The organism is Serratia sp. DFXYC6 (assembly GCF_057196085.1).
Genome location: NZ_JBXUNV010000003.1, coordinates 552,277 through 574,513 on the forward strand (window position 1 = coordinate 552,277; position 22,237 = coordinate 574,513).

The 22,237-nt window shown below is 56.8% G+C and carries 24 protein-coding genes and 1 other annotated feature; of the genes, 14 read left to right on the plus strand and 10 right to left on the minus strand.

Annotation, left to right across the window (positions count from 1 at the left end):
• The first annotated feature begins 391 nt into the window (after positions 1-391).
• The 4 genes from yqaB to luxS all read left to right on the plus strand — a co-directional run bounded on the left by yqaB (position 392) and on the right by luxS (position 3,710).
• Complete coding sequence (gene yqaB, locus AC2CGQ_RS18860; RefSeq protein ID WP_004932523.1) at positions 392-958, plus strand: fructose-1-phosphate/6-phosphogluconate phosphatase; 567 nt, start codon at positions 392-394, stop codon at positions 956-958.
• A complete protein-coding gene (locus AC2CGQ_RS18865; RefSeq protein WP_004932520.1) occupies positions 955-1,383 on the plus strand; it encodes a YqaA family protein in 429 nt (142 codons plus the stop codon). Before yqaB ends, AC2CGQ_RS18865 begins: the two co-directional genes overlap by 4 nt.
• Positions 1,384-1,465: 82 nt before the next feature.
• A complete protein-coding gene (gene gshA, locus AC2CGQ_RS18870; RefSeq protein ID WP_484593819.1) occupies positions 1,466-3,028 on the plus strand; it encodes a glutamate--cysteine ligase in 1,563 nt (520 codons plus the stop codon).
• 166 nt (positions 3,029-3,194) lie between these two features.
• Positions 3,195-3,710: an S-ribosylhomocysteine lyase gene (luxS, locus tag AC2CGQ_RS18875; RefSeq protein WP_004932513.1), complete on the plus strand. Its 516-nt coding sequence runs from the start codon at positions 3,195-3,197 to the stop codon at positions 3,708-3,710.
• A 65-nt stretch (positions 3,711-3,775) separates the two neighbouring features.
• Here the strand turns inward: luxS and AC2CGQ_RS18880 are convergent, their stop codons facing one another.
• Both AC2CGQ_RS18880 and AC2CGQ_RS18885 read right to left on the minus strand, forming a co-directional pair.
• A complete protein-coding gene (locus AC2CGQ_RS18880; RefSeq protein ID WP_484593820.1) occupies positions 3,776-5,065 on the minus strand; it encodes an HlyC/CorC family transporter in 1,290 nt (429 codons plus the stop codon).
• Positions 5,066-5,107: 42 nt separating this feature from the next.
• Entirely contained in the window at positions 5,108-5,899 is a 792-nt protein-coding gene (locus AC2CGQ_RS18885) for a cytochrome C assembly family protein (protein WP_004932506.1), read from the minus strand.
• Between the two features lie 169 nt (positions 5,900-6,068).
• Between AC2CGQ_RS18885 and ffh the strand changes: the two genes are divergently transcribed.
• The 5 genes from ffh (at position 6,069) to rplS (ending at position 9,685) form a co-directional block, all read left to right on the plus strand.
• Positions 6,069-7,430, plus strand: a complete 1,362-nt coding sequence (gene ffh, locus AC2CGQ_RS18890; RefSeq protein WP_004932504.1) for a signal recognition particle protein — start codon at positions 6,069-6,071, stop codon at positions 7,428-7,430.
• A gap of 214 nt (positions 7,431-7,644) precedes the next feature.
• Positions 7,645-7,893: a 30S ribosomal protein S16 gene (gene rpsP, locus AC2CGQ_RS18895; protein ID WP_004932501.1), complete on the plus strand. Its 249-nt coding sequence runs from the start codon at positions 7,645-7,647 to the stop codon at positions 7,891-7,893.
• An 18-nt stretch (positions 7,894-7,911) separates the two neighbouring features.
• Positions 7,912-8,460: a ribosome maturation factor RimM gene (gene rimM, locus AC2CGQ_RS18900; RefSeq protein ID WP_484593821.1), complete on the plus strand. Its 549-nt coding sequence runs from the start codon at positions 7,912-7,914 to the stop codon at positions 8,458-8,460.
• A 52-nt stretch (positions 8,461-8,512) separates the two neighbouring features.
• Complete coding sequence (trmD, locus tag AC2CGQ_RS18905) at positions 8,513-9,280, plus strand: tRNA (guanosine(37)-N1)-methyltransferase TrmD (RefSeq protein WP_004932485.1); 768 nt, start codon at positions 8,513-8,515, stop codon at positions 9,278-9,280.
• A 48-nt stretch (positions 9,281-9,328) separates the two neighbouring features.
• Entirely contained in the window at positions 9,329-9,685 is a 357-nt protein-coding gene (gene rplS, locus AC2CGQ_RS18910; protein ID WP_015376707.1) for a 50S ribosomal protein L19, read from the plus strand.
• A gap of 143 nt (positions 9,686-9,828) precedes the next feature.
• On the opposite strand, the gene AC2CGQ_RS18915 is transcribed toward rplS, so the two are convergent.
• The 4 genes from AC2CGQ_RS18915 to AC2CGQ_RS18930 form a co-directional block, all read right to left on the minus strand.
• Positions 9,829-10,056 carry an ogr/Delta-like zinc finger family protein gene (locus tag AC2CGQ_RS18915; protein WP_021505301.1) on the minus strand — a complete coding sequence of 76 codons (228 nt, stop codon included), beginning with the start codon at positions 10,054-10,056 and terminating at the stop codon, positions 9,829-9,831.
• 65 nt (positions 10,057-10,121) lie between these two features.
• A complete protein-coding gene (locus tag AC2CGQ_RS18920; RefSeq protein WP_015376709.1) occupies positions 10,122-10,634 on the minus strand; it encodes a lysozyme in 513 nt (170 codons plus the stop codon).
• On the minus strand, positions 10,618-10,839 hold the full coding sequence (locus AC2CGQ_RS18925) for an HP1 family phage holin (protein ID WP_004932472.1): 222 nt from the start codon (positions 10,837-10,839) through the stop codon (positions 10,618-10,620). The genes AC2CGQ_RS18920 and AC2CGQ_RS18925 overlap by 17 nt, the downstream gene beginning before the upstream one ends.
• Positions 10,840-11,083: 244 nt before the next feature.
• Positions 11,084-11,848 (minus strand): DUF481 domain-containing protein, encoded by a 765-nt coding sequence (locus AC2CGQ_RS18930; RefSeq protein WP_004932469.1) that lies wholly within the window; start codon positions 11,846-11,848, stop codon positions 11,084-11,086.
• Positions 11,849-12,343: 495 nt separating this feature from the next.
• Here AC2CGQ_RS18930 and AC2CGQ_RS18935 point away from each other — a divergent pair, with 495 nt between their 5' ends.
• Positions 12,344-13,420 (plus strand): 3-deoxy-7-phosphoheptulonate synthase, encoded by a 1,077-nt coding sequence (locus AC2CGQ_RS18935; RefSeq protein WP_004932466.1) that lies wholly within the window; start codon positions 12,344-12,346, stop codon positions 13,418-13,420.
• Positions 13,421-13,423: 3 nt separating this feature from the next.
• Entirely contained in the window at positions 13,424-14,545 is a 1,122-nt protein-coding gene (tyrA, locus tag AC2CGQ_RS18940) for a bifunctional chorismate mutase/prephenate dehydrogenase (RefSeq protein WP_015376710.1), read from the plus strand.
• Positions 14,546-14,599: 54 nt separating this feature from the next.
• Here tyrA and pheA read toward each other — a convergent pair whose 3' ends face one another.
• The 4 genes from pheA to bamD form a co-directional block, all read right to left on the minus strand.
• On the minus strand, positions 14,600-15,757 hold the full coding sequence (gene pheA / locus AC2CGQ_RS18945) for a bifunctional chorismate mutase/prephenate dehydratase (RefSeq protein WP_156866068.1): 1,158 nt from the start codon (positions 15,755-15,757) through the stop codon (positions 14,600-14,602).
• Positions 15,758-15,799: 42 nt separating this feature from the next.
• Positions 15,800-15,926: a sequence feature (Phe leader region), on the minus strand.
• Positions 15,878-15,925 carry a hypothetical protein gene (locus AC2CGQ_RS18950; protein ID WP_101428074.1) on the minus strand — a complete coding sequence of 16 codons (48 nt, stop codon included), beginning with the start codon at positions 15,923-15,925 and terminating at the stop codon, positions 15,878-15,880. Its footprint overlaps the feature before it by 48 nt.
• 122 nt (positions 15,927-16,048) lie before the next feature.
• Positions 16,049-16,390 (minus strand): ribosome-associated translation inhibitor RaiA, encoded by a 342-nt coding sequence (gene raiA / locus AC2CGQ_RS18955; protein WP_004932457.1) that lies wholly within the window; start codon positions 16,388-16,390, stop codon positions 16,049-16,051.
• A 312-nt stretch (positions 16,391-16,702) separates the two neighbouring features.
• Positions 16,703-17,434, minus strand: coding sequence for an outer membrane protein assembly factor BamD (bamD, locus tag AC2CGQ_RS18960; protein ID WP_004932456.1), 732 nt, complete (start codon positions 17,432-17,434; stop codon positions 16,703-16,705).
• Between the two features lie 131 nt (positions 17,435-17,565).
• Here bamD and rluD point away from each other — a divergent pair, with 131 nt between their 5' ends.
• From rluD to clpB, 3 genes are all read left to right on the plus strand, one after another.
• Positions 17,566-18,543, plus strand: a complete 978-nt coding sequence (gene rluD / locus AC2CGQ_RS18965; RefSeq protein ID WP_004932452.1) for a 23S rRNA pseudouridine(1911/1915/1917) synthase RluD — start codon at positions 17,566-17,568, stop codon at positions 18,541-18,543.
• Positions 18,543-19,274 carry a purine nucleoside phosphorylase YfiH gene (gene yfiH / locus AC2CGQ_RS18970; protein ID WP_166444857.1) on the plus strand — a complete coding sequence of 244 codons (732 nt, stop codon included), beginning with the start codon at positions 18,543-18,545 and terminating at the stop codon, positions 19,272-19,274. Before rluD ends, yfiH begins: the two co-directional genes overlap by 1 nt.
• 130 nt (positions 19,275-19,404) lie before the next feature.
• The gene (gene clpB, locus AC2CGQ_RS18975; protein ID WP_004932446.1) at positions 19,405-21,978 is read left to right on the plus strand and encodes an ATP-dependent chaperone ClpB; all 2,574 of its coding nucleotides are present in this window, start codon (positions 19,405-19,407) and stop codon (positions 21,976-21,978) included.
• Positions 21,979-22,237: the final 259 nt, after the last annotated feature.

The window sequence follows — 22,237 nt, forward strand, 5'->3', positions numbered from 1 at the left end:
CATCCGTAGCTCAGCTGGATAGAGTACTCGGCTACGAACCGAGCGGTCGGAGGTTCGAATCCTCCCGGATGCACCATGTTTAACCTCCCGTATCGCGAAGAGAAATCGTCATGCGGGTGGTAAAAAGAAAGTGTCCTTGGGGAGGATAACGTTGCTTTAGCAACGGCCCGCAGGGTGAGGCGTTGGCGCCGAATCATCCTCCCGGATACACCATCTAAGAGAAACCCGCCCTGGCGGGTTTTTCGCTTTTCAGCATTTAGCCATTCTCTCTTCCCCCCTTTCCTGCTTTGTACCCGATCGATCACAGCACATTCCGCTATGACGCAGTCAGCGACAACCCAACGGCTTTACGCTAAAGTAGTTTTCTTTCCTCAACGATCATGGAGTAACGATGTACGACCGCTATCAGGGTCTTATTTTCGACATGGACGGCACGATTCTGGACACCGAGCCAACGCACCGCAAAGCGTGGAGTGAAGTGCTGTCACGTTATGGCATGACGTTTGATGAAGCGGCTATGGTGGCGCTGAGCGGTTCACCGACCTGGCGCATCGCTCAGGCGATTATCGCCAGCCACCAGGCCGATCTCGATCCCCATCACTTGGCCGCGGAGAAAACCCGCGCGGTGGAGGCGATGCTGTTGGACAGCGTGCGCCCGTTGCCGCTGATCGAGGTGGTAAAATCCTATCACGGTCGTCGTCCGATGGCGGTCGGTACCGGCAGCGAGCACCGCATGGCGGAAATGCTGCTGCGTCATCTCGGCCTGTTCAACTGCTTCGACGCGATCGTCGGTGCGGACGACGTACAGCGCCATAAACCGGAGCCGGACACCTTCCTGCGTTGCGCCGAACTTATCGGCGTGCCGCCGGAAAAGTGCGTGGTGTTTGAAGACGCCGAGTTCGGCATTCAGGCGGCAAAAAGCGCCGGTATGGACGTGGTAGACGTTCGCACGCTGTGAGTAGTACGCTAGCCGTAATATCGTTATTTGGCAGCAGCTTCCTCAGTGCGACGCTGCTGCCGGGAAATTCAGAAATCGTTCTGGTCGCTTTGCTGACCCAGAGTCGCGTCTCGCCGGAATTGCTGGTGCTGGCCGCGACCCTGGGCAACACGCTGGGCGGCTTGACCAATGTCATTATCGGGCGCCTGTTACCGGCGTTGAAACCACAGCGGGGGCTGGCAACGGCGCTCGGGTGGCTGCAACGCTTCGGCCCGGCTGCGCTGTTGCTCAGCTGGGTGCCGGTGGTGGGCGATTTGTTGTGCGTGTTGGCAGGTTGGCTGCGCATGCCCTGGGGCTCTGTCGCGCTGTTTCTGTGTATCGGAAAAGCGCTGCGTTACATCGTTTTGGCTATGATAACGGTACAGGGCATCGCCTGGTGGCAGTAACCAAGTGAATATAACTCAATATTCTCTCGGGTGCGGATTCAGTATGCTTACGAGTTATTGTTTTTAGAAGCGGGAGGTCAATTTGATCCCGGACGTATCACAGGCGCTTTCTTGGTTGGAAGCCCATCCTCAGGCATTAAAAGGCATTCGTCGCGGCATCGAGCGTGAAACGCTGCGAGTCACGCCGAACGGCACCTTGGCGACTACCGGGCATCCGGAAAAGCTGGGGGCGGCATTGACGCATCACTGGATCACCACGGATTTCGCCGAGGCGCTGTTAGAGTTCATTACGCCGGTTGATGACAATATCGATCACTTGCTGACGTTCCTGCGCGATATTCATCGCTACGTGGCGCGCAACATTGGCGATGAGCGCATGTGGCCGCTCAGCATGCCGTGCTTTATCGAAGCCGAGCAGGATATTGAGCTGGCGCAGTTCGGTTCGTCGAACATCGGCCGCATGAAGACGCTGTACCGCGAAGGGTTGAAGAATCGCTATGGCGCGCTGATGCAGACCATTTCCGGCGTGCACTACAACTTCTCGCTGCCGCTGGAGTTTTGGCAGGCCTGGGCTGGCGTGCAGGACGCAGAAAGTGGTAAAGAGCAGATCTCGGCGGGGTATTTCCGTCTGATCCGCAACTACTACCGTTTCGGTTGGGTGATCCCGTATCTGTTCGGTGCATCGCCGGCCATTTGTTCTTCGTTCCTCAAAGGGCGCGAGACCACTCTGCCGTTCGAACGCACCGAGCAGGGGATGTGCTACCTGCCGTACGCCACCTCGCTGCGTCTGAGCGACCTGGGTTATACCAACAAGTCGCAGAGTAATCTGGGCATCACCTTCAACGATCTGCACAGCTATGTGGCCGGTTTGAAGCGGGCGATCGTTACGCCTTCCGAAGAGTTCGCCAGGCTGGGCGTGAAAGAGGGTGATCGTTACCTGCAGTTGAACAGCAACGTGCTGCAAATCGAGAACGAGCTGTATGCGCCGATCCGGCCGAAGCGCGTGACCAAAAGCGGCGAAACGCCGTCAGACGCGCTGCTGCGCGGCGGTATCGAATACATCGAAGTGCGTTCGCTGGATATCAACCCGTTCTCGCCGATCGGCGTGGATGCGGTGCAGGCGCGTTTCCTGGATCTGTTCCTGGTGTGGTGCGCGCTGGCCGATGCGCCGGAGATGAGCAGCGATGAACTGCTGTGCACGCGCAAGAACTGGAACCGGGTGATTCTGGAAGGGCGCAAACCGGGTCAGACCATCGGCATCGGCTGTGGCACCAGCCATGAACCGCTGGAAAAAGTGGGCAAGGCGCTGTTCGCCGATCTGCGTCGGGTAGCAGAAGTGTTGGACGGCGAAGCCGGCAACCGTCAATACCAGCAGGTGTGCGATGAGCTGGTCGCCGCGTTTGACGATCCTGAGCTGACCTTCTCCGCGCGCATTCTGAAGGCGATGAAGGCGGAAGGCACCGGACGCGTCGGTCTGCAGCTGGCGGAGCAGTATCGCCAGACATTGCTGGAAGAACCGTTGGAAATCCTGAACGAAGCCGAGCTGGATAAAGAGCGGGAAGCCTCTTGGCAGCGTCAACGCGACATAGAAGCCAATGATACGCTAAGCTTTGAAGCGTTCCTGAAGCAAAACGGCGGAAGCTGAAAAAGAAAAAGGCCACATCAATGTGGCCAAATATGCATCTCTGATGACAGGGATGATGATAACAAATGCGCGTCTTTCACATACTCAGACTCGCAGGGTTGGAAAAGGTTTCCCGGTTAGGAAAAAAAGTTTCGAAATAAATGCTCTTTTACGAGGAGGTAGCGAAATGCCATTGCTGGATAGCTTTACCGTCGATCATACCCGTATGGCAGCCCCGGCTGTCCGCGTTGCGAAAACCATGAAAACGCCTCATGGCGATACCATCACGGTATTTGATCTGCGCTTTTGCCGCCCGAACCTGGAAGTGATGCCCGAACGCGGCATTCACACGCTGGAACACCTGTTCGCCGGCTTTATGCGCGACCACCTGAACGGCCAGGGCGTGGAGATTATCGACATCTCCCCAATGGGCTGTCGCACCGGTTTCTACATGAGCCTGATCGGCGTGCCGGAAGAGCAGCGCGTTGCCGATGCCTGGAAAGCGGCGATGGCAGACGTGCTGAAAGTGACCGACCAGCGCAAGATCCCTGAGCTGAACGAGTACCAGTGTGGTACCTACCACATGCACTCGCTGGAAGAAGCGCAGGAGATCGCCAAGCACATTCTGGATAACGGCGTGGTGGTGAACCACAACGACGAACTGGCGCTGCCGAAAGAGAAGCTGCAGGAGCTGCATATCTAACCGTACGTTTCCCGCAGAGACAAAAAAGACGCGATTTCGCGTCTTTTTTACGTTCTGGCGGAGGGTTAGTGATGGCCGATGCTGGACTGCAGCGAGGTGATCGGCGTGACCAGCACCTGTTTGATCATATTGCCCTGCACGTCGAGAATGTCGATATCGTAATGGCCGATACGCACCCGGGTGCCGATTTCGGGGATCTCTTCCAGTTCTTCCAGCAGCATGCCGTTGACGGTGCGAGCCTCGTTGGCGGGTAAAGTCCAGTTAAAGGCCTTGTTCAGCTCCCGCACGTTGGCGGTGCCGTCGATCAAGACCGAGCCGTCGCTCTGCGGCGTGACTTCTTCCGCCAGCGTCGGCGACATCGAGGTGGTGAAGTCGCCGACGATCTCCTCGAGGATGTCTTCCACCGTAACCAGGCCCTGAATGTCGCCGTACTCGTCGACCACGATGCCGACCTTCTCTTTGTTGCGCTGGAATTTCACCAGCTGCACGTTGAGCGGCGTGCCTTCCGGTACGAAGTAGATCTCATCGGCGGCGCGCAGCAGGTTCTCTTTGTTAAACTCTTTTTTCTCGGTCATCAGACGGTAGGCTTCGCGCACGCGCAGCATGCCGATCGCGTCGTCCAGCGAGCTGCGATACAGCACGATGCGGCCGTGCGGCGAGTGGGTCAGCTGGCGCATGATCGACTTCCAGTCGTCGTTGACGTCGATGCCGACGATCTCGGTGCGCGGCACCATGATGTCGTTGACCGTCACCTTTTCCAGGTCCAGCACCGAGATCAGCATGTCCTGATTGCGGCGGGAGATCTGCGACTGGGATTCACGCACGATGGTGCGCAGCTCATCCTTGCTGACGGCGTCGCTGATGCGCACGTTGGTGCGGATACCGAACAGGCGCAAGGTCAGGCTGGTGATGCCGTTGAGCAACCAGACCAGCGGGAACATCACCTTTTGCAACGGGGCCAGCAGGACGCTGCTGGGGAAGGCGATGCGTTCCGGATAGAGCGCGGCGAAGGTTTTCGGCAGCACTTCGGCGAACAACAGCACGGCGAAGGTCAGCACGCCGGTCGCAATCGCCACGCCGAGATCGCCATACAGCCGCATGCCGACGATGGTCGCCAGCGCCGAGGCGAGGATGTTGACCAGGTTGTTGCCGATCAGCACCAGGCCGATCAGCCGATCCGGTTTTTGCAGCAGCTTCTCCACCCGGCGCGCCGAACGGTTACCCTGCTTGGACAGGTGGCGCAGGCGATAACGGTTGAGCGTCATCATGCCGGTTTCGGAGGCGGAGAAGTAAGCGGAGACCACGATCATGATCACCAGGATAATGATGAGGGTCCCCGTCGACACATGCTCCAATGCAGTATTCCTTATAGAGAGGGAAAGTTGAACCGGGCTGGCTCAGCGCACCATCACCTGTTGAATCAGACGGCTGCCGAAGTAGGCGAGCGTCAGCAGGAAGGCGCCGGCGAAGCTGAACCAGACGACGCGGCGGCCGCGCCAGCCTTCATGGTAATGGCCCCACAGCAACACGATATACACGAACCAGGCCATGATCGACAACACGGCTTTATGCACGTTCTCTTTGCTGAACAGATTATCCATGTACAGCAGGCCGGTGCACAGGGTGAGCGTCAGCAGCACCACGCCGATCTGGGTGATATGGAACATCTTGCGCTCGATGCTCATCAGCGGCGGCATGTCGGCGCTGAAGGTCAGCTTTTTGTTTTTCAACAGGTAGTCGAGCCAGGCGAGCTGTAAGGCGTAGAGCGCGGCGATGATAAGGGTGGCGTAAGAGAACAGCGCCAGGCCGATATGCACCATCAATTCCGGGCTGGCTTCCAGGTGAGTGATGAACTCGCCGGGCATGAAGCTGGCGAAGGCCAGATTGATCATCGCGAAGCTGTAGACGATCGGCAGCAGGAACCAGCCGCGATCGCGTGAAGCGACGAAGGTCATCACCGAACAGATGATCAGGCTGACGATAGAACCAATGTTCAGCAGGCTGAGATTCTGCCCGGCGCTGACGTCAAAGATGCGCTGCTGAAGCGCGATGGCGTGGCAAATCAACGCCACCACCGCCGAGACGAGGGCGAGCCGACGGTATGCGCTGTTCTTCCGCAACAAGCTGGGAATGATCAGTCCAAGGCTGAGCAGGTAGGCCATCAAAGCCACAATGGAGAAAACTGGCATAACGTTTAATTTTGCTTCGGCGTGGTTAATTGGAGTGTCAGTATAGCGTTGCGCGCGTTTCACTCCAACCTATCTCCAACGCTGAGGCAGAGATCCTGCGCGCTTCGTGTTATCATCGGCGCAATTGTGTCGCCGGAGCGGCCTGTCATTACACGTTGAGCATGAGACGATGTTTGAAAATTTAACCGATCGATTGTCGCGCACGTTGCGCAATATCAGCGGCCGCGGGCGGCTGACCGAAGAGAATATCAAGGAAACCCTGCGTGAAGTGCGTATGGCATTGCTGGAAGCGGACGTTGCGCTGCCGGTGGTGCGCGACTTCATCAACCGCGTCAAAGAGAGCGCGGTTGGCCATGAAGTCAACAAAAGCCTGACGCCGGGGCAGGAGTTCGTCAAGATCGTCAAGGGCGAGCTGATCGCCGCGATGGGCGAAGTCAACACCGAGCTGAATCTGGCGGCCCAGCCGCCGGCGGTGGTGCTGATGGCGGGCCTGCAGGGGGCCGGTAAAACCACCAGCGTCGGTAAGCTCGGCAAGTTCCTGAAAGAAAAACAGAAGAAGAAAGTGTTGGTGGTTTCCGCGGACGTTTATCGCCCGGCGGCGATCAAACAGCTGGAAACCTTGGCGGAAGGCGTCGGCATCGACTTCTTCCCGTCTGACGTCAAAGAAAAACCGATCGACATCGTCAATCGCGCGCTGCAACAGGCCAAGCTGAAGTTCTACGATGTCCTTATTGTCGATACCGCCGGCCGCTTGCACGTTGACGAAGCGATGATGGACGAGATCAAACAGGTGCACGCGGCGATCAAGCCGGTGGAAACCCTGTTCGTGGTCGACGCCATGACCGGCCAGGACGCCGCCAATACCGCCAAGGCGTTTAACGAAGCGCTGCCGCTGACCGGCGTGGTGCTGACCAAGGTCGACGGCGATGCGCGCGGCGGTGCCGCGTTGTCCATCCGCCATATCACCGGCAAGCCGATCAAGTTCCTTGGCGTCGGCGAGAAGACCGAAGCGCTGGAGCCGTTTTACCCGGATCGCGTGGCATCGCGCATCCTGGGCATGGGCGACGTGCTGTCGCTGATCGAAGATATCGAAAGCAAGGTCGACCGCGAGCAGGCAGAGAAGCTGGCCAACAAGCTGAAGAAGGGCGACGGTTTCGATCTGACCGACTTCCTGGAGCAGCTCAAGCAGATGCGCAACATGGGCGGCATGGCCAATATGCTGAGCAAGCTGCCGGGCGCCGGCCAACTGCCGGACAACGTCAAGTCGCAGATGGACGACAAAGTGCTGGTGCGCATGGAGGCGATCATCAACTCGATGACGCTGAAAGAGCGTGCCAAACCGGAAATCATCAAGGGCTCGCGCAAGCGCCGCATCGCGATGGGGGCCGGCATGCAGGTGCAGGACGTCAACCGCTTGCTGAAGCAGTTCGACGAAATGCAGCGTATGATGAAGAAGATGAAAAAAGGCGGTATGGCGAAGATGATGCGCGGCATGAAAGGTATGATGCCGCCGGGCTTCCCTGGCCGCTGACGGGCTTCCGCACGCCGAGTGCGGGCGCTTTCAGCATTCGCCGTTCGCGGTGAAAACCGTCCGAAATTTGACAGGCTGCAAAAGTTGTCCCCTGCGATCGACGCTTTAGATTGCTTTTTGCGCCAAAATGAGTAAAATTTTCGGGCTTTTTATATTGCAACCGGGCCCCGTCCCTCAATGGGGCCCGGCTGTTTTATTAACTAAAGAGGATGTTATGGTAACAATTCGTTTGGCACGTGGCGGCGCTAAAAAGCGTCCGTTCTATCAAGTAGTAGTGACCGACAGCCGCAACGCTCGTGATGGTCGTTTCATCGAGCGCGTAGGCTTCTTCAACCCGATCGCTTCCGGTCAGGCTGAAGCACTGCGTCTGGACCTGGACCGCATCGAGCACTGGGTTGGTCTGGGTGCAACCGTTTCTGATCGCGTTCACGCGCTGATCAAAGACGCTAAGAAAGCAGCTTAATCTGTCGCGGTGGTGGCAATGAGCAAGCAACTCAAACCGGTAGCGCCTAAGCAGCCGATTGTACTCGGTAAAATGGGTTCCGCTTACGGCATTCGTGGTTGGCTCAGAGTGTTTTCATCCACCGAGAACGCCGAAAGCATTTTTGACTATCAGCCGTGGTTTATCCAGCAGGCGGGTCAGTGGCAGCATATCGAGTTGGAAGGCTGGAAGCGCCACAGTCAGGATCTGATCATCAAAGTCAAAGGCATTGACGATCGGGACGCGGCGAATCTGCTGACTAATCGCGAGATTATGGTGGATTCCGATCAACTTCCTCCGCTGGAGGGTGATGATTACTACTGGAAAGACCTGATGGGCTGCCAGGTAGTCACCTCCGCCGGCTACGAGCTGGGTAAAGTCATCGATATGATGGAAACCGGCTCGAACGATGTGATGGTTGTGAAAGCGAACCTGAAAGATGCGTTCGGCATGAAGGAGCGGTTGATTCCGTTTCTTCATGGGCAGGTTATCAAGAAAGTCGATCTCACTGCTCGCGTGATTGAGGCAGATTGGGATCCTGGTTTTTGACCCCCGGATCAAACGGTCGAAGCAAGTGGAATAACGGTAAGGGGATTGGCTTGTGTTCATCGGTATTGTAAGCCTGTTTCCTGAGATGTTCCGCGCTATCACCGATTACGGGGTGACTGGCCGGGCAGTAAAAAATGGCCTGCTGAGCGTGCAGTGTTGGAGTCCTCGCGACTTCACCTACGACCGGCATCGCACCGTGGACGATCGCCCTTACGGCGGCGGCCCGGGAATGCTGATGATGGTGCAACCTTTACGGGAAGCCATTCATGCGGCGAAAGCAGCGGCAGGCGAGGGAGCAAAGGTGATTTATCTGTCACCTCAGGGGCGCAAGCTGGATCAAACCGGCGTGTGCGAACTGGCGGCCAATCAGAAGATGATTCTGGTGTGCGGCCGTTACGAAGGGATAGACGAGCGCGTAATTCAAACCGAAATTGACGAAGAATGGTCAATCGGCGATTACGTTCTCAGCGGCGGGGAACTGCCGGCGATGACCCTGATTGATTCAGTCGCCCGTTTCATACCGGGTGTGCTGGGCCATCAGGCCTCAGCGGAGGAAGACTCCTTCGCCGACGGATTGCTGGACTGCCCGCACTATACCCGCCCCGAGGTGTTGGAAGGAATGGAAGTACCGCCGGTTCTGCTGTCGGGCAACCATGCCGAGATACGTCGCTGGCGCTTAAAGCAGTCGCTGGGCCGAACCTGGCTTAGAAGACCTGAACTTCTAGAAAGCCTAGCTCTGACTGACGAGCAAGCGGTGTTGCTGGCTGAGTTCCAACGGGAACATCAGGCCAGGCAACAGGACTATGAAGGAAACGTCTGACATCAGACGGGACCGATATATCAGTTTACCTAGGGTAAGAGACATATTATGAGCAACATTATTAAGCAACTTGAACAAGAGCAGATGAAACAAGACGTACCTGCATTCCGTCCGGGTGATTCCGTGGAAGTGAAGGTATGGGTCGTTGAAGGTAGCAAAAAACGTCTGCAGGCATTCGAGGGCGTGGTTATCGCTATCCGTAACCGCGGTCTGCACTCTGCATTCACTGTTCGTAAGATTTCCAACGGCGAAGGTGTTGAGCGCGTATTCCAGACTCACTCCCCAGTAATCGACAGCATTACTGTTAAACGTCGTGGTGCCGTTCGTAAAGCTAAACTGTACTACCTGCGTGAACGTACTGGTAAGGCTGCTCGTATCAAAGAGCGTCTGAACCGCGTTAACTAACGCTGCATCCAAAAGTTAATAGTTATCAGGGGTTGGCCTATGCCAACCCCTTTTTTTATCTTAAAACCTCGACATGTTGCATTTGCGAGATTTCGTCTGCGCACCGCCAACATAATAAAGCCTGCATAAGCAGGCTTTTTACATTACAGCGCTGCGGCGCTGTGTTTCTGCTGACTCTCCGGCGGGTGAGGCTGAGCCGGGATAATGTCATCGCCAGGTTTGACGATCACCCGCGCGACGGACTCGTGCGTGGCGAATGTGCAGCTGCAATTGATGTTGCGGCATTGATGGTAACGCTCTTTGGTCGACTCGCTCAGATAGCGGCTGGAGCGAGTGTGGGCCACGTGACCGCATAGTGGACAGTGCATCATAAGAACCCCCTTGAACAAATTAAGTGAAATTGGTGTGGCATCACCTTTGGCGAGCGAACTCGTCATCATGAGGCAATGCCCTGCAAGCACAGTGCGCGTTCCATGGCGCGTCGCTGTTCCAGCCCTTTGTTTTTCTTTCCGTTTACGTAAACCCAGCGTGGCAGCTGATCGCAGGCCTGCCGCCACTGGCGCTGTTGCAGCAGCGCGACTAGCGTAGAGTGGCAGGCTGCGCTGACGCCCACATTGAAGGCGAAGGCGATCGCCGCATCATAGGTTTGTTGCGAGAGCGTATCCGGCAGGCAGGCGGCCATGCCGCGCTCGGTGCGGCGAACATCGTCGACCAAATCCATCGCGGCTTTGTGTTCATCAATCGCTTTACCAGGGATGACGCCAGCGGTGTGCCCAATGCCCTGCGTCCACACCCCGGCGCTGCACTGGTACGGCGACAGGCGGCAACCTTCGAGATCGGCGATCAGCCTGAGGCCGGCTTCTGAGGTTTGCAGCTCGCCAAATGACGGCAACAGCACGGCGATGGCCAAAACGGCGGCGACGCTGCAGCGCTTAACGGTTGCACTCATCGTAAATTTTCCTCCGCGATGTCGCATTGCGCTCAATGGCCTTCAAGATCTGCAGGCTTTTACGTCGGTAGTACCAGTTCACCAGAAACGTGCCGATGCCTACCGCCGCACCGACTAAAAAGGCAATGTCCTGCGGAGACAGCTTGCCGAGCCAGGCGAGAAACAGCGCCATGGCGTAGGTGATGAATGAGGTTATTTTCTCCATAGCATTATGCTCGCTTCGTTTACAGAATCTCGGGAGCCGGAGGCATCAATGTGAGACAGCTTGCTATCGATATCCATCATGCTCCTGGTCTGTATGATAATCACTGTATATGCATACAGTATTAAGCTATTTGCTAAAGTCGTCAATGGGTGAGGTGAATATTTTTAGCAGATTGTGCAAAAGAGGGAGGGGGCGGCATAAAAAAAGCCCATCGATGATGGGCTTCGAGAAATAATGGGGGAGATTACAGGCCGTAGACCAGCGTGACCGAGGTGGTGGTATCTGTGTTCTTCGGCGCTGAGGCCGGCGGTTTGCTGTTGTAGGTCACGGTGTAAGCAACGCGCAATGAGAAGCGATCGTTGATCGCCACGTTCAACGCGCTTTCCGAGTTCAGCGTGGTTTCTTCGTTCGCCAGCGCGGAAACGCCCTGAATGAACTTGGTGTTGTCGGTCAACTGATAGGAATAGTTGGCCGCACCATAGGCCAGCCCCTTGGTCGAGCGGCCGCCGCCATGGTATTCGTCATGGCGCACGCCGGGACCGAATTCCACCCGCAGGTCACTGAGCGGCCCGTTAAGGAGTTGACGGCCGTAGCCGCCGGTCAGCGTGGAGCGTGAATCGTAACCGTTGAAACGGTCACTCAGCCAGCTGGCCTGACCGAACAGGTAGTTGCGATCGGTCAGGTTATAGCGCGTACGGCCACCGGCCTGGTATTTTTCGGACGAGCGCACGTTGGAGGAGGTGGTGTTGTTGGCCGCCCCCCACAGGCTGTACGCCGCGTCGCTGTTGAACCAGGTCATGTTGGTGTTGGCCAACAGGGTGGAGCTCTGCGAGTTGCCTGACTGGGCGTTGTAGCCCGCCTGCACGTTGCCTTCGAACGGTTTCTTGGCGGTGGCCGGATCGTCCATCGCGGTGAAAAGAGTATTGTCGGCAAGGGCTGAAACACTGGTGAAAGTCGTTAAGCAGCAAATATACAGCGGAAAAGCGCGACGAGCGCGAGAAGAGAGCATCTTGGATCCAGTTGTTAAGGGGAGTTATTGTTGATGACGGTCACATTATATCGGTTCATTTCGGCGACAAAAATAGCCGCCATTAGCTTAAGTTTTTAATTTTTATCCCTCATTTATTCGCTTTTCTTCTACTTAAAATCATCGCTTTTGGCGGCATTTCGTGCTGATCCTGCTTCGCACTGGCGTCGGTGCCGAGATCGGCGGCGTATTTTCGCTGTAAAACTAAGTGTACAAATTTATTTACGAATGTTCATTTTTCTTAGACCGGGTGGCTAATGTGGAATGACGGGGTTTGTTATTCATTAATGTTATGTATTTATTGTATTTTAACTGGTTTTTACAAGCCTTTTTCAAAGGTGATTTAATCAGGGTGATTACGGTAATTTTTTATTTACGGAAAATGGATTGAAAACTTTACATATCGTGATAGGGTAGAGCCCTGAAACGCTCAATGTTCCATTTCAACGCATAACGCCAAACGACAGGAATAGCATCATGCAAAAAGACGCGCTCAATAACGTACACATCAGTGCAGAACAGGTTCTCATCACGCCGGAGGAGCTGAAAAACCAGTTCCCGCTCAGCGCCGACGACGAAAATGAGATCGCCACTGCGCGCAACACTATCGCCAACATTTTGCAGGGGCGCGATCATCGCCTGTTGGTGGTGTGCGGGCCTTGTTCGATCCACGATCCGGACGCGGCGCTGGACTATGCCCGTCGTTTGAAAACCCTGGCGGCTGACTTGAGCGATCAGCTGTATATCGTTATGCGCGTCTACTTTGAAAAACCCAGAACCACTGTCGGCTGGAAAGGTTTGATCAACGATCCGTACATGGACGGTTCGTTTGACGTTGAGGCAGGCTTGCATATCGCGCGTCGCCTGTTGCTGGATCTGGTGGGCATGGGCTTACCGTTGGCTACCGAAGCGTTGGATCCGAACAGCCCGCAGTACCTGGGGGATTTGTTCAGCTGGTCGGCGATCGGTGCGCGCACCACCGAATCTCAGACCCACCGAGAAATGGCCTCCGGCCTGTCGATGCCGGTCGGCTTCAAAAACGGCACCGACGGCAGCTTGGGTACCGCCATCAACGCCATGCGCGCCGCCGCTATGCCGCACCGCTTCGTCGGCATCAACCAGGCAGGCCAGGTTTGCCTGCTGCAAACGCAGGGCAACCCGGACGGACACGTGATCCTGCGCGGCGGCAAAACGCCGAACTACAGTGCTGAGCACGTCGCGGCCTGTGAAAAACAGATGCTTGAGGCGGGACTCCACCCGTCCTTGATGATAGATTGCAGCCATGGCAACTCGAATAAAGACTATCGCCGTCAGCCGGCGGTGGCCGAGTCCGTGGTGGAGCAGATCAAGGCGGGCAACCGCTCAATCACCGGCATTATGCTGGAGAGCCATCTGCATGAGGGCAACCAGTCTTCCGAACAGCCGCGTGCAGACATGCGTTACGGTGTGTCCGTCACCGACGCCTGCATCAACTGGGAGAGCACGGAAACCCTGTTGCGCCATATGCATCAGGAACTCGGCGCTGCGCTGGCGGCCCGTACGGGAGAAAAGTAAGTTATGGTGGCAGAACTGACCGCGCTGCGCGATCAAATCGATGAGGTGGATAAAGCGCTGCTGGGTCTGCTGGCGAAACGCCTGCATCTGGTAGCGGAAGTGGGCGAAGTCAAAAGCCGTCATGGCCTGCCGGTTTACGTACCGGAGCGCGAAGCCGCGATGCTGGCCTCGCGTCGCCAGGAGGCGGAAAACCTCGGGGTGCCGCCGGATTTGATCGAGGACGTTTTGCGCCGCGTGATGCGCGAATCCTACGTCAGCGAGAACGATAAAGGCTTTAAAACTTTGTGTCCGCAGCTGCGGCCGATCGTCATCATCGGCGGCAACGGCCAGATGGGAAGGCTGTTCAGCCGCTTGCTGACGCTGTCGGGTTATCAGGTCAGGGTACTGGATCAGGAAGATTGGCCGCAGGCGGAACAGCTGCTGGCAGACGCCGGCATGGTGATCGTCAGCGTGCCGATCCACGTGACCGAGCAGGTGATAAGCCGCCTGCCGACGCTGCCTGCCGACTGTATTCTGGTGGATTTGGCGTCGGTGAAGAACCGCCCGCTGCATGCGATGTTGGCGGCGCACAGTGGCCCAGTGGTAGGGCTGCACCCGATGTTCGGCCCGGACGTGGGCAGCGTGGCGAAGCAGGTGGTGGTTTACTGCGACGGCCGCCAGCCGGAGGCTTACCAGTGGCTGCTTGAACAGCTGCAGGTGTGGGGCGCGCGGCTGCATCGCATCAGCGCGGTCGAACACGATCAGAACATGGCGTTTATTCAGGCGCTGCGCCACTTCGCCACCTTCGCCTACGGGTTGCATCTGGCGGAAGAGAACGTGCAACTGGAGCAGTTGCTGGCGCTCTCCTCGCCGATCTACCGGCTGGAGCTGGCGATGGTTGGCCGCCTGTTTGCGCAGGATCCGCAGCTTTACGCCGATATCATCATGTCGTCGGAGGAAAACGTGGCGCTGATTAAACGTTACTACCAGCGCTTCGGCGAGGCGATAACGCTGTTGGAGCATGGCGACAAACAGGCGTTTATCGACAGTTTCCGCAAGGTGGAGCACTGGTTCGGCGATTACGCCCAACGCTTCCTGGTGGAGAGCCGCACGCTGTTGCGACAGGCTAACGACAGCCGACAGTAAAACGCGGGCGGTAAACGTAAAAGGTTCGGCTTGGCCGAACCTTTTTTTATGGTTTCAGGATGGGTTGACCGGCACCACGGTGTCGCTCGGGTAGCAGCCCAGGACCTTCAGCGAGCGGGTGATTGGCGCCAGATCGCGCAGCGCTTTTTGCATCGCGTCGGCACGCAGGTTGGCCTGCACATCGATATAAAACATCTCTTCCCACGGATTGCCGTTGATCGGGCGTGATTCCAGTTTGGTCATGATGATGCCGTTGTCGCGCAGAACCAGCAGCGCTTCGACCAACGCACCGGATTGTTGGCCGGTCGCCATAATCAGCGTGGTTTTGGCCGGCACCTGTTCAGATACGTCGATCGCTTTGCGCGCCAGGACGATGAAGCGAGTGATGTTCTGCTGCTGGTTGGCGAGGTTGTGTTCCAGCACCTGCAGCCCGTACAACGCGCCGCCGGCCTCACTGCCCAGCGCCGCCACCTTCGGCGAATTCAGCTTGGCGACTTTCTCCATCGCCGCGGCGGTGCTTTCGGTGTACTCGATTTTCCAGTGCGGGAAGCGGTTAAGGAACTGGCTGCACTGTTGGAACGGCTGCGGGTGGCTGTAGACGGTTTCAATCTGGTTAAGATCGCTGTCGCCGGCCACCAGAACACAGTGGTCGATCGGGTTGGTCAGTTCGCCGACGATCGACAGGCTGGTGTGTTGCAGCAGATCGTACACCTCGTTAATCGAGCCGGAGCTGGTGTTCTCGATCGGCAAAATTGCGTAGTCCGCCTGGCCGGTTTCCACCTGGGTGAAGATATCCTGAAACTTTTGGCAACCGCATTCGATCAGCCGATCGAAATGGCGGGCGGCGTATTGGCGTGCCGCCAGATGTGAGTAGGAGCCTTTCGGGCCGAGAAAGGCGATGCGGGCGGAGTGTTGGCTGACGGGGTTGAGCTGGTGCTGCAGCAGCGCCTGCTGGGTCAGGACGGAATCTTCGATAATCAGTTGGAACAGGCGGGTGACGTAGAAGCCGTCCAGGTCGTAAGGTTTGGCGGCGGCGATCAGCGCATCCAGCAGATCGCGTTCGCGCTCTTTGTCGCGGATCGGACGATGAGAGTGCAGTTTGGTCTTGCCGACTTCGATCGCCAGCTCACGGCGTTCCGCCAGCAGGGCCAACAGTTTCAAGTCCAGTGCGCTGATGCGCTCGCGCAGCACCAATAACGGGTTGTCAGTCATAATCAGCTTCCGCCTTCAGTTCTTATTCGTTGTAAAACAGCCATAAAAAAAGCCCCCTGTCTCCAGGAGGCCTTATTGTTCGTCTTCGCATTCTTTCTCACACGACGAAACGCCTCCCAGTCAGGGGAAGGTAAAAAAGAATGCGAAGAAAAACGGTGTGCGTGGCATGGTCTACCTAAGGTTAATGCGAACAGGTTTTAAAGTAACCGTTGGTTTTTACCCCGTCAACAAAAATACCCGACAAAAAACGCGCCCTCGGGCGCGTTTGATGCGGCAACCGCAGTCGGACGGTTATTCCTGCTCTTGCGTGACTTCCGGCACGATGTCTTTCACGCTGGCGTTGCAGCGGCGCGCTTCGCCTTTGTGCTGCACCTTGTTCAGCTGGCGCTCCAGCTTGGCGATCAGCTCATTAACGGCGGTATACATGTCATCATGTTTGGCGCTGGCGACCAGCGGGCCGTTAGGCGTGGTAATGGTAGCATCGGCGACAAACCCTTGCGGTTCTTTGGATAAGACGATATGCGGGTTAATCAGCTGGGTCTGCCATTTTTCCAGTTTGGTGAGACGGTCTTCGACGTGATTGCGGATTGCGGGAGTGATATCCATTTGTTTGCTGGTAATGTTCAATGTCATATAACTTACCTCTCTGTCTTTCCGTCTTGGTGAATCCAGCATACCCCGCTTTTTGTTTAAATGCGTGATGTAAATCACGATTTTTTGTCACTTTTTGCAAAGTTAGTTCAATCTGTGATTCAGCATTTGAATTGGCTATCTAATGCTTGAGAGTTGCCGCCGGATGGCGCATTATCGATGAGTTGACCGGTGAGGAGTACTAGCTAACACCGTGTTTTTACTTGTGTATTTTTCCAGTAAAAACCAGGTCGACGCCAATGAAAACGGCAGCCTCGGCTGCCGTTTGGTTTTTCTGCCTGTGCCGAAGCACGCTTATTGCGGGTTGGCGGCGATCACTTTGGCCACTTTGTCAGCCTGGCCGTTCAGCTGCAGCTGCTTGTAGGCATTTTCCATCAGCGGCAACACGTCGTGCGTCGCTTTGGTATCCGGGAATTCTCGCAACATCTGCTCGGCGCGATTAACGACCGCGACGTAAGCACCGCGTTTAGTGTAGTATTCCGCCACCGAAAGCTCATACTTGGCCAAACGGTCTTTCAGATACACCAAACGCTTGTTGGCGTCGGTCGCGTATTGGCTGTTCGGGTATTGCTGAATCAACTGGCTGAAGTCGCGGAACGCAGCGCGAGCGTGCTGAGGATCGCGGTCCGAACGGTCAACCCCGAAGAAGCCCTGCAGCGCGCTGTCATCGAGCGCCATGTCGGTCAGGCCGCGCATGTACATCACGTAATCGATGTTCGGGTGCGTCGGGTTCAGACGCATGAAGCGATCGATGGATGCCTGAGCCATCGGCAAGTCGGCGGCCTTATAGTAGGCGTAAATCAAATCCAGCTGGACCTGCTGGGAATACGGCCCGAAAGGATAGCGGTTATCTAACGCTTCGAGTTGCGTAATCGCGCCCTTGAAGTTACCGTCCTGCAGTTTTTGCTGCGCGGTAGCATAGATTTCCGAAGGTGGGTTGTCGGGAACCGCATCCTTGGATGTGGAGCAACCTGCCAGCGCCAGGCTCAACGTGGCTGCCGCCACCAGATATTTCATACGCGTCATGACGTTTTGATTATCCTCAGGGTGTTATTCCGGGAGACTGTCCGTTAAGCTCCCGACAAAGACCAGGTACAATAGCACATTATATTAAACGGCATCGCCGTGAAAACCCAACGTTAACGAAGAAGCTGCATATGGCACAACAAGTACAACTCACCGCAACGGTGGCCGAATCTCAACTCGGACAACGTTTAGATCAGGCTTTGGCCGAATTGTTCCCTGATTATTCACGATCTCGCATAAAAGAGTGGATCCTGGGCGATCGGGTGAAGGTCAATGGCAAAACGTCAAACAAACCGAAAGAGAAGGTGCTGGGCGGAGAGACCGTCGCCATCGATGCACAGATTGAAGAAGAGGCGCGTTGGGAGCCACAGGATATCGCGCTGGATATCGTCTATGAAGACAGCGACATCCTGGTGATCAACAAACCGCGCGATTTGGTGGTGCACCCTGGCGCCGGTAACCCGGACGGCACGGTGCTCAATGCGCTGCTGCATCACTACCCGGAAATCGCCGACGTGCCGCGTGCCGGCATCGTGCACCGTCTGGACAAAGACACCACCGGCCTGATGGTGGTGGCGAAAACCGTGCCGGCGCAAACCCGGCTGGTGGAAGCGCTGCAGGCGCGTGAGATCACCCGTGAATACGAAGCGGTGGCGATCGGCACCATGACCGCCGGCGGCACGGTAGAAGAGCCTATCGCGCGTCATTCCACCAAGCGTACCCATATGGCGGTGCACCCGATGGGTAAACCGGCGGTAACGCACTACCGCATCATGGAACACTTCCGCGCGCACACCCGCCTGCGCCTGCGCCTGGAAACCGGCCGTACTCACCAGATCCGCGTACACATGGCTTACATCAGTCATCCGCTGGTGGGCGATCCGCTGTACGGCGGCCGTCCGCGTCCGCCGAAAGGCGCTTCGGAAGCCTTCATCAATACGCTGCGCGGCTTTGACCGCCAGGCGCTGCACGCCACCATGCTGCGTTTGTATCATCCGATCAGCGGCATCCAGATGGAGTGGCATGCGCCGCTGCCGCAGGACATGGTCGATCTGATCAACGCGCTGAAGGCGGACACCGAAGAATTCAAAGATCAGATGGACTGGTAATGAGCTCGCTCATTCTGCCTGACTGGCCGTTGCCTACCGGCGTTAAGGCCTGCAGCACCACGCGTGGCGGCGGCGTTAGCCTGCCGCCTTATGACTCGCTGAACCTCGGCACCCACGTCGGTGATGAGGCGCAAGCGGTGACACGCAATCGGGAACGTTTGGTTACCGCCGCCGGTTTGCCGCAGATGCCGGTGTGGCTCGAGCAGGTGCACGGCACTCGCGTGGTGACGTTGACAGGGAAAGCGCCCGCCGATCTGCGGGCGGATGCGGTGTACAGCAACGTGCCGGGGCAGGTGTGCGCCGTGATGACGGCGGATTGTCTGCCGGTGCTATTCTGCTCGCAGCACGGTGACGAAGTAGCTGCCGCCCACGCCGGCTGGCGCGGATTGTGCCACGGCGTGCTGGAGCAAACCGTGGCGGCGTTCAGCGCTGCACCGTGCCAAATTAGTGCCTGGTTGGGGCCGGCGATCGGCCCACAGCAGTTTGAGGTCGGGCCGGAGGTGCGCGCCGCTTTCATGGCGGAAGACGCCGAAGCCGCAGCGGCGTTTACCCAGCACGGCGATAAGTTTTTGGCTAATATCTATTTGCTGGCTCGCCAACGTTTGTTGCGAGCGGGCGTGCAGGCCATCTATGGCGGCGACCGCTGTACGGTTAACGAAACGAGTCATTTTTTCTCCTATCGGCGCGATGGAATAACCGGACGTATGGCAAGTTTAATCTGGCTGATATAACCTATTGAATTAGGACGATCCAACGACGCATGGCGTTGTACCGAAAATTTAGCGTCGAGATAACCTTGAAAATTTGAGGGATGACCTCATTTAATCTCCAGTAGCAATTTCGACCCATCTTGGAGGTGTTATGCGTCTGGATCGTCTTACCAACAAATTCCAGCTTGCCCTCGCCGATGCCCAGTCACTAGCCCTTGGGCACGACAACCAGTTTATTGAACCGCTACATCTGATGAGCGCCCTGCTCAATCAGGAAGGGGGCACGGTTCGTCCACTATTAACTTCCGCAGGTATCGATGCCGGGCGCGTGCGCACCGAAATCGAACAGGCGCTGTCCCGTTTACCGCAGGTAGAAGGCACCGGTGGCGACGTTCAACCGTCCCACGAGCTGGTGCGCGTCCTGAACCTGTGCGACAAGCTGGCGCAGAAGCGCGCGGACAAATTCATTTCTTCCGAGCTGTTTGTGCTTGCGGTGCTGGAAGACCGCGGCTCGTTGACCGACTTGTTGAAAGCGGCCGGCGCAACGGCCGACAAAATCAGCAAAGCCATTGAACAAATGAGAGGCGGTGACAGCGTGGAAGACCAAGGCGCCGAAGACCAACGGCAAGCATTGAAGAAATACACCATCGATCTGACCGAACGTGCCGAGCAGGGCAAACTTGACCCGGTGATTGGCCGTGACGAAGAGATCCGCCGCACCATTCAGGTGCTGCAACGCCGCACCAAAAATAACCCGGTGCTGATCGGCGAACCCGGCGTGGGTAAAACCGCCATCGTCGAAGGCCTGGCGCAGCGCATCATCAACGGCGAAGTGCCGGAAGGGTTGAAGCACAAGCGCGTATTGTCCCTCGATATGGGCGCGTTGATCGCCGGCGCCAAATATCGCGGCGAGTTTGAAGAGCGTCTGAAAGGCGTGCTCAACGATCTGGCCAAGCAGGAAGGCAGCGTGATCCTGTTTATCGACGAACTGCACACCATGGTCGGCGCCGGTAAGGCGGATGGCGCAATGGATGCGGGCAACATGCTGAAGCCGGCGCTGGCGCGCGGCGAGCTGCACTGCGTCGGTGCCACCACGCTGGATGAGTATCGTCAATATATAGAGAAGGATGCGGCCCTCGAACGTCGTTTCCAGAAAGTGTATGTGGCGGAGCCGAGCGTGGAAGACACTATCGCTATTCTGCGCGGCCTGAAAGAGCGTTACGAACTGCACCACCACGTGCAGATCACCGATCCGGCCATCGTGGCGGCGGCAACGCTTTCGCACCGTTATATCGCCGATCGTCAATTGCCGGACAAGGCTATTGACCTGATCGACGAAGCGGCGTCCAGCATTCGCATGCAGATGGACTCCAAGCCTGAATCGCTCGACAGGCTTGAGCGCCGCATCATTCAGTTGAAGCTGGAACAGCAGGCGCTGAATAAAGAGTCGGACGACGCCAGTAAGAAACGCTTGGAAATGCTCAGCGATGAGCTGGGGCAGAAAGAACGCGAATATTCGGAGCTGGAAGAAGAGTGGAAAGCGGAAAAAGCGTCACTCTCCGGTACTCAGAACATCAAGGCGGAACTCGAGCAGGCCAAAATCACCCTGGAGCAGGCGCGTCGCGTCGGCGATTTGGGGCGGATGTCGGAACTGCAGTACGGCAAGATCCCTGAGCTGGAGAAACAGCTCGCCGCTGCCACGCAGGCCGAAGGCAAGAGCATGAAGCTGCTGCGCAACCGGGTAACCGATGCGGAGATTGCCGAAGTGCTGGCGCGCGCGACCGGGATCCCGGTGGCCAGAATGCTGGAAGGCGAGCGCGACAAGCTGCTGCGCCTGGAGCAAGAGCTGCATTCGCGGGTGATCGGCCAGGACGAAGCGGTCAGCGCGGTCTCTAATGCTATCCGCCGCAGCCGCGCCGGGTTGTCCGATCCTAACCGGCCGATCGGTTCGTTCCTGTTCCTTGGCCCGACCGGGGTGGGGAAAACCGAGCTCTGCAAGGCGCTGGCTTCGTTCCTGTTCGACAGCGACGACGCTATGGTGCGTATCGACATGTCCGAGTTTATGGAGAAACACTCCGTTTCGCGTCTGGTCGGCGCGCCTCCGGGCTATGTCGGTTATGAAGAGGGCGGCTACCTGACGGAAGCTGTGCGCCGCCGGCCTTATTCGGTGATCCTGCTGGATGAAGTCGAGAAAGCGCACCCGGACGTGTTCAACATCCTGCTGCAGGTGTTGGATGACGGCCGCCTGACCGATGGCCAGGGCCGTACCGTCGATTTCCGCAATACCGTGGTGATCATGACGTCCAACCTGGGTTCGGATCTGATCCAGGAGCATTTCGGTCAGATGAACTACGCGCAGATGAAAGAGTCGGTGATGGAGATGGTGAGTCACCACTTCCGTCCGGAGTTCATCAACCGTATCGATGAAGTGGTGGTGTTCCATCCGCTGGGCGAGAAACACATTGCTGCAATCGCCAAGATTCAGCTGTCGCGTCTGTACAAGCGTTTGGAAGAGCGCGGTTACGAAGTGACCATGACCGAGCCTGCTCTGGCGTTGTTGAGCAAAACCGGTTACGACCCTGTGTATGGTGCGCGTCCGTTGAAACGCGCTATTCAGCAGGAGATCGAGAACCCGTTGGCGCAGCAAATCCTGTCCGGCAAGCTGATCCCCGGCAAGCTGGTAACGCTGGATGTGGAAAACGACCATATCGTTGCACGCCAATAACGACAGTTAAGCGTAAAAAGATGAAAGGGAGCGGGTGACCGCTCCCTTTTCTTTATCTTCTTCTTTATCTTCGTTTGTCCCTATTTACAGAGGTTGCCGCTATTACTGTGCTAAAACCGGTGTTTTTCGACTAATAAATATCCTAAAAAGGTGTTTTTGGTGGTTATTTGAGCGCTTGAAAGGTTTTTTGCAATTAGGGGTTGCGGCCTGCCGAGAACTCCCTATAATGCGCCTCCACTGACCGGGAACAACGACTGAC